This window comes from Mesorhizobium sp. M1E.F.Ca.ET.041.01.1.1 (assembly GCF_003997355.1).
Lineage (GTDB): Bacteria > Pseudomonadota > Alphaproteobacteria > Rhizobiales > Rhizobiaceae > Mesorhizobium.
The window spans coordinates 1-6,044 of sequence record NZ_RZSL01000379.1; the positions used below are offsets into that span (position 1 = coordinate 1).

Annotated in this window: 8 protein-coding genes; all 8 read right to left on the reverse strand. The window is 62.9% G+C overall.

Going from position 1 to position 6,044, the window contains the following annotated elements; genetic code table 11:
- Positions 1 to 870: proton-conducting transporter membrane subunit (locus tag EOA38_RS25140; RefSeq protein WP_281060115.1), on the reverse strand; the 870-nt coding region annotated here is incomplete at its 3' end.
- A complete protein-coding gene (locus tag EOA38_RS25145) occupies positions 870 to 1,175 on the reverse strand; it encodes a helix-turn-helix transcriptional regulator (protein ID WP_127300495.1) in 306 nt (101 codons plus the stop codon). The genes EOA38_RS25145 and EOA38_RS25140, both read right to left, overlap by 1 nt.
- Positions 1,176 to 1,433: 258 nt before the next feature.
- Positions 1,434 to 2,015, reverse strand: a complete 582-nt coding sequence (locus EOA38_RS25150; protein ID WP_127300496.1) for a TMEM175 family protein — start codon at positions 2,013 to 2,015, stop codon at positions 1,434 to 1,436.
- Between the two features lie 103 nt (positions 2,016 to 2,118).
- Positions 2,119 to 2,754 (reverse strand): Pr6Pr family membrane protein, encoded by a 636-nt coding sequence (locus tag EOA38_RS25155; protein ID WP_127300497.1) that lies wholly within the window; start codon positions 2,752 to 2,754, stop codon positions 2,119 to 2,121.
- A 132-nt stretch (positions 2,755 to 2,886) separates the two neighbouring features.
- The gene (locus EOA38_RS25160) at positions 2,887 to 3,783 is read right to left on the reverse strand and encodes an RNA polymerase sigma factor (RefSeq protein ID WP_127300498.1); all 897 of its coding nucleotides are present in this window, start codon (positions 3,781 to 3,783) and stop codon (positions 2,887 to 2,889) included.
- A gap of 46 nt (positions 3,784 to 3,829) precedes the next feature.
- Positions 3,830 to 4,150 (reverse strand): hypothetical protein, encoded by a 321-nt coding sequence (locus EOA38_RS25165; RefSeq protein ID WP_245480912.1) that lies wholly within the window; start codon positions 4,148 to 4,150, stop codon positions 3,830 to 3,832.
- A gap of 528 nt (positions 4,151 to 4,678) precedes the next feature.
- Positions 4,679 to 5,647, reverse strand: a complete 969-nt coding sequence (locus EOA38_RS25170; protein ID WP_127300499.1) for a caspase family protein — start codon at positions 5,645 to 5,647, stop codon at positions 4,679 to 4,681.
- Between the two features lie 190 nt (positions 5,648 to 5,837).
- Positions 5,838 to 6,044 (reverse strand): FAD-binding protein (locus EOA38_RS25175; protein WP_127300500.1); only part of this gene is annotated, 207 nt, incomplete at its 5' end.

Sequence of the window (6,044 nt, forward strand, 5' to 3'; positions counted from 1 at the left end):
AGGGATCCCCAGACCCGCCGTAACGCCGCCGATGAGAAGCACTGCGACGCCCGACCACCACGCCGGCGCGCCCAACAGGTCGAACACCACGCGGACGAAGCCGTAGATGGCGACCTTGGTCATGATGCCGCTCATCAGCGCCGAGACGTGGCTCGGCGCCGCCGGGTGGGCAAGCGGCAGCCAGGCGTGCAGCGGCACGAGGCCGGCCTTGGAGCCGGCGCCGAGCAGCATGAGGGCGAGCACCGCGCCGGCGGCGAGCGGGCCGGGTTGCGCCGTGCGCATGGCGTCGAACGCATAGGTTCCCGCCGGCCCCGCCAGCAGGCCGAAGGCCAGCAGCAGCGCCAGCGTGCCGAAGCTTGCCATCACCAGATAGATGTAGGCGGCCCGCCTGTTCGCCTCGTCGCGGTGGTGCGCCATGACCAGCGCCCAGGAGGCGAGCGACATGAATTCCCAGGACAGCAGGAAGGCGAAGGCGTCGTTGGCCAGCACGACAAGGTTCATGCCGGCCAGAAAGGCCGGATAGAAGGGCAGCACGCGATACGGCGCCGATTCGTGCTGGCCATAGCCAAGGCCGTAGAGGCTGGTGACCGCGCCGCCCAGGTTGACGACGATCAGAAAGAAGGCCGACAGGCCGTCGAGACGGAACCGGGCGCCGGTCCATGGCAGGCCGAGCGGCAAGGTGACGGCGGACACCTCGCCGGGATTGCCCATGAGATGGCCTGCGACGATGACGAGCAAGCCGGCCGAGATGGCGAGCGCGGCGCCATAGACCAGACGGGTCGCCGAGGCACGTCGGCTGATGGCTCCGGCCAGGACGGCCGTGCCCAGAAGCGCTGCGGGACCGCACAACAGAAGAGCTACGGTCGAAATCACGGCAGGCCCCCGCCGGGCTCGGCATAGGCGGCGTCTGGCGCCTTGGCTGTGCCGAAGCCGGCTTTCAACCGCACGCCGCGCCCGCCGCCCTGGCTGACTGCGCCTTCCCCGATCAGCTCGATGCCGGCCACCTCGAGCGCCGCGATCAGCTTCATCAGCGAATCGACGTTGCCCCGGATGATCGAGCCGCTGGCTTCCATGCGCTGGATCGTTGGCACAGACAGGCCGGACAATTCGGCAAGCCGGCGCTGATCGATGCCCAGCAGCGATCTGGCGGCGCGCAATTGCTGTGCGGTTATCACCGACGGACTTTCTTGCTCAGTTTAAAATATGAGGTCTCGAATCTGTAGCATACATTAAAGTGCCTCATCGTCAATAAATGATGTTTGAGACATGGATGTTGATGGTAGCGTGAGCGAGGTTGGTCGCGTCGCAGGATCTCTTGATCGCTATCGCCCCAAATGCATGTCGCCCAAAACTGCGCAGCGGTTTGAGGAAGTGACACGCATCAAAACAAAGATCTTAGCGCGTCGCCTGAATCCGTCTTTCAGCGACGCGCTTCAATTCCGCGCCCCGGGCGCCTCTGGCCTGAGATACACGGCAAGACAGCAGCAACAGATGGCCAATCCGATGATCGGGTACTTCAGCGCGACGAGTGCCGCGAGCCCGAACAGGCAAAGCGTTGCGACAGAGCGGATGCGCATGGCCTTACGGACGTTGAGCGGGATGGCCTCGACCGGCAACGGCTCGATCAGCTCGCGGATGAGGAAGATGTAGGTCAGGTTCACCAGGAAGAAGACGCCGGCATAGAAGGCGACCGGCTGCGGTGAGAGCTCGCTGACCGCCATCCAGGCGGTAGTCAGCGGCAGCAGCGAGACCGAGAACAGATGCGCGAAATTGTGCCACATCAAGCGGGCCGTCATCTTGGTCGCGTGGCGCAGCAGGTGATGGTGGTTAGCCCAGACGATGGCGATGAAGAGGTAGCTCACGCCATAGCTCAGCCATGTCGGCCAGAGATCGAGCAGCGCCACGAAGGTCGGAATCTCCGGCGGCCGCAATTCCAGAACCAGTACAGTTATGAGCACGGCAAACACGCCGTCCGAGAACGCGTTCAACCGTTCGAGCCCTGCCGAAGGAAGCATGTCGCCATCCTGGCGCTGGTGTCGTCGACCTGAATATAGCCTCGCCGGCCGGAATATCGATTGCGGATGCTGTGCCGGCGGCCAGCCGCCTCTGGCGAGCCGCTTACGACCTTGTCTTTCCGCCGAGCCGTCGGTCGAGCCAGACCAGCACCTCTCCCGCCGCCACGAAGCCGAGGGCGATCAGGAGGCTGTTGACGAGTGTCTGTTCCCAGCCGATCCTGGCGACATCGATAAAGGGATAGGGATAGCGGTTCTCCACCGCGCCGCGAAACAGGGCGTAGACGAGATAGCCGATCGGGTAAAGCGCCCAGAGAAACGGCGCTCGCAAGGTAAGCGATCCCTTACGGACAAAGCCTAGCCAGAAAACAGTCGTCAGAGCCGGCGTCACCCGATGAAGCAGGACGTTGGCGAGTTGCGAGCCGCCCGTTAATTCCTTCAGGCCCTGCAGCAGGAGCCCATAGACGACGCCGACGAACAGGATGTTGAGCAAGGTCGCGCCAAGCAGCCATGGCGTGGCGAACCGCGCCTTCGCCGCAACGCAGGTGAACACGATTGCCACCAAAAGATTGGTCGTGACCGTGAAATAGCCGAGCAGGGTCCAAACCACCCCGGGCCACGATGCCGGCCCGTCGGCGAGCGCGTGAAAATGCACCGCTATGCCAGCCCAGGCCGCCAATGCGATAATCGCTGCGAGGACCCGTGCCGAGGTGCCGTGCGTTTCGGGACCAGCCTGCGTCACGTCCTCATGTCCGTTCTGCTCAACGCTCCGCCCGATGCGGACTTATAGACGTGCCGGTGGCTGGAGGAAACTCGGCCCGGATCGGAGAGGGGAGCGGCGGAAATCCGGCGAGCCGATCTTCGCGGTATCCCGTCATGCCCGCTCACCGGAAACGAAGAGGATACCCGCCTCCGTCACACAATAAGGCACGTGTCGGAAATCGCGGATGCGGACGACCTCGTCGCCGCGCCATTCGAGAAGCACGAAGCCGCGCACCGCATCGCCCGCCTGCGGGTTGCGGATCAGGATCGCCGGCTGGCCATCGACAAAGCCGAGCGACAGCGCCCAGTCGGTGACGCGGCCGTAGTTGCCGAAATAGGTCGAGGCTTCCTTCTTGCCGCGCAAGCGGGTGCGGTTGACGACGTCGACCTGGATATCCTCGGCGATCAGCGCCCGGACCCCGTCGAAGTCGCGCGCGTTGAACAGGTCGATGTAGCGGCGCAGCCGGCGCTCCTCTTCCGGATCGAGCCTGGGCACCGGCATGTCATCCGGCGCCGATGCCAGCGCCTTCAACTCCGCCCGGCCGCGATGCAGCGCCGCCTTGGTGGCGGCGAGTGTCGCGCCCGTCACCTCGCAGGTTTCAAAGAGGCTGAGGCCGAGCACATCGACCAGGATCACCGCGCTGCGCTGCGCCAGCGTAAGCCGCATGAAGCTGCGCAGGCTCGCCGCCGCCGCAAGCCTCGCCTCCGCGCTGGCGGAGAGGTCTTCCATTCCGGTCATGTCGGCCTCGGTCATGCGGGAGCGCTCCCGCTGGCGTCGGCGCAGATGATCCTGCGCCGCATTGTGGGCGATGCGGAACAGCCACTGCTCGGGGCGCTCGACCGCGGCGCCGCCGTCGTGCGCGGCAAGCGCCTTCACCGCCGCCTCCTGGACGATGTCCTCGCCCTCGATCGTCGAGCCGGCCATGCGGGCCGCGTAGCGATGCAGTTTCGGGCGCAGGCCGACGAGCATGGCTTCAAGCGCCGGGCGGTCGAATTTCGCTGTGCCCATCGTTCCCGTTCTCTTGATCGCCGGCCCGCGAGCCATATCGTACCCGTCAGGCCGACACGGCCTCGTCGGCTTTCGCCAGCATATGATAGTTGCCGATAATCTTCGCCGCCGACCTGGCCAGCGGTGTCGAGCGTCGCTCGGCGTGATCGGCGCCGAAGGCCTTGAAAGCGTCGAGTTCGGTCAGCGCCGAGCTGTCTTTTTCATAACCGACGATGTGGACGAATTCGCCGTTGTCGAGTTCGAGCACGAGATATCGCACGGATTGCGGCCTCGTTTCATCCAGCGCTTCGAACACTTTCGCCACCAGCGCCCGGTTCTCGGCGATGCCGGCGTCCTTCACGCCGTAGCGGATGAGATTGTGGTTCATGGTCGTCTCCTTTGGTTGGTCCAAGGAAGACGTTTCGTGCGGCCGAAAGGATTCTCATCGGCTCGCGAATCTTTTTACCCGCAACGAAGGCCAAGGGCGTCGAGATTGTCACCGAGCCGTAGGAAGCGTTTTTGGCAGCCGGGCGAGCCGTCGCAGAATTTCTCGACAGCGAAGGCAATCGCATGGTGCCGGCCAGCCGGTGGGCGGGCGGCATGCCCGTGTCGTCGGATTTGGGTCAATCGACCACGCCCGCCGCGACGCACCCGAATTCGCTACGCAAGGCAATCATCCGCGGGTTGCTTAGCCCCCAAGCTGCTGCAGTTTACGACAGGCCCGCCTCCTGCCTTCTCGGCATCTCAGGCGACATTGCTCTTTGTTGCCATCCCGGCATCGTCCAATAGATTCCGGTTTAGCAGGCTCGGTCGTTTCCGCTGAACGATTGGCGGAAGGCTCATTAATAGGCAACGAGACTTGCGGCTTGCGACTGACTTTCTTCGGCAGGATTTTTTTGCGTAGCGGCGCAGGTGCTTAGAACTTGGCAATTCGGCTCTTTGCAATTTCGATGAATGCACCGTTCGGAAATGCCGCCAGATAAGCACGATACATCGAGACATCGGATGTATCCTTGATCGATTTCCAAAATTCGAGCTCTGTCGCCGCGTTGATGTCTGGCTGATAGGGTTCTGTCGGAGACTGACTAGACCCAGCATCTGGGTTGAATGAGAACCCCGGCTCCACCAGGGACGAGTTGCTCCAGGGGACCTGCCTCCCGGAAGTCGCATTCATGACGTCCAACCGGACGCGACGCATGAGAATTTCGATGTCGATTGAGGGAGTCTTTATGCGCTTCACAAGAGCATCTGCAAAAGGGCTATGATTGGCGGCTCCATCGAGCGCGACATTGCCGGGCTGTGTCGCAAAGCCGATAAAGACCCCCCTGCCAGCATCCAAGGCTCCCAGCCCCTTTCCTATGGCAAGGCCGCGACTTTGACCCGGTCCACTCAATTGCTTGACGAAAGGGTTGTCCCGACAGGCATCGAGAAGGACGATGGCGGTATTTTCCTCGGCCGTCATGGCGGCGATAATGTCTTGTAGGCGCTCAGCCTCCAGAGCCAAGTCGGCCGGACGTTGAAGGGCGGCATCAATGGGCAATAGGTAGTTTTCCCCGTTCGCTTGGAGCCCGTGTCCGGCGAAGTAAAAAAGGGAGACGTCGCCCGGCAGCAAGTTTCGCCTGAATTTTCCGATGAGTTCCCTGAACGTTGATGCGTCAGCATCCAATCCGAGGGTGACCTCAAAGCCCGTCTCTTGCAAAACTCGGGAGATCGCATTCGCATCATTCACCCCGTTGGGGAGCGATGGCGCATAACGGTAGGCCGAGTTGCCGATGACAAGTGCATATCTCTGGCTGCGTTGAGCGATCTGGGCCTCAGAGGAAGCTGGTGTCGACAAGCCGGCCAGAAAAAGAAGGCACGCGCACAACAAGCAAATCTTGGACATTGCGACGTTCCCGAGCAAGGGAAAAGATTAGCATTCGTTAAGGCGCAAGGGTAGCCGCCGCACGAAGCGTTCCTGCTTGGGAAACTATGCAAAACGTCCTGTCCACAGTGATGTCTTGCGGGCCAATAAATTGCGGGAATTGTGCCTCAGATAAGAGTGCCCGACTCTTGCGGCAACACCGTTCAGTCGTTCAGACCGTTGCACTCGAGGCCGCCCGTCCGGCGCTGCGGCCGGAAAAGATGCAGCCGCCGAGGAAGGTGCCTTCGAGCGCCGCATAGCCGTGCACGCCGCCGCCGCCGAAGCCGGCGACCTCGCCCACCGCATAGAGCCCCGGCACCGGCTGTCCGGCGGCATCGAGCACGCGGCTGTCGAGGTCGGTCTGCAGGCCGCCCAGCGT

Excerpts from the sequence above, each read along its gene's own strand:
- EOA38_RS25170 (WP_127300499.1), bottom strand. The coding sequence starts at position 5,647 with ATGTCCAAGATTTGCTTGTTGTGCGCGTGCCTTCTTTTTCTGGCCGGC.
- EOA38_RS25160 (WP_127300498.1), bottom strand. The coding sequence starts at position 3,783 with ATGGGCACAGCGAAATTCGACCGCCCGGCGCTTGAAGCCATGCTCGTC.
- EOA38_RS25150 (WP_127300496.1), bottom strand. The coding sequence starts at position 2,015 with ATGCTTCCTTCGGCAGGGCTCGAACGGTTGAACGCGTTCTCGGACGGC.
- EOA38_RS25165 (WP_245480912.1), bottom strand. The coding sequence starts at position 4,150 with ATGAACCACAATCTCATCCGCTACGGCGTGAAGGACGCCGGCATCGCC.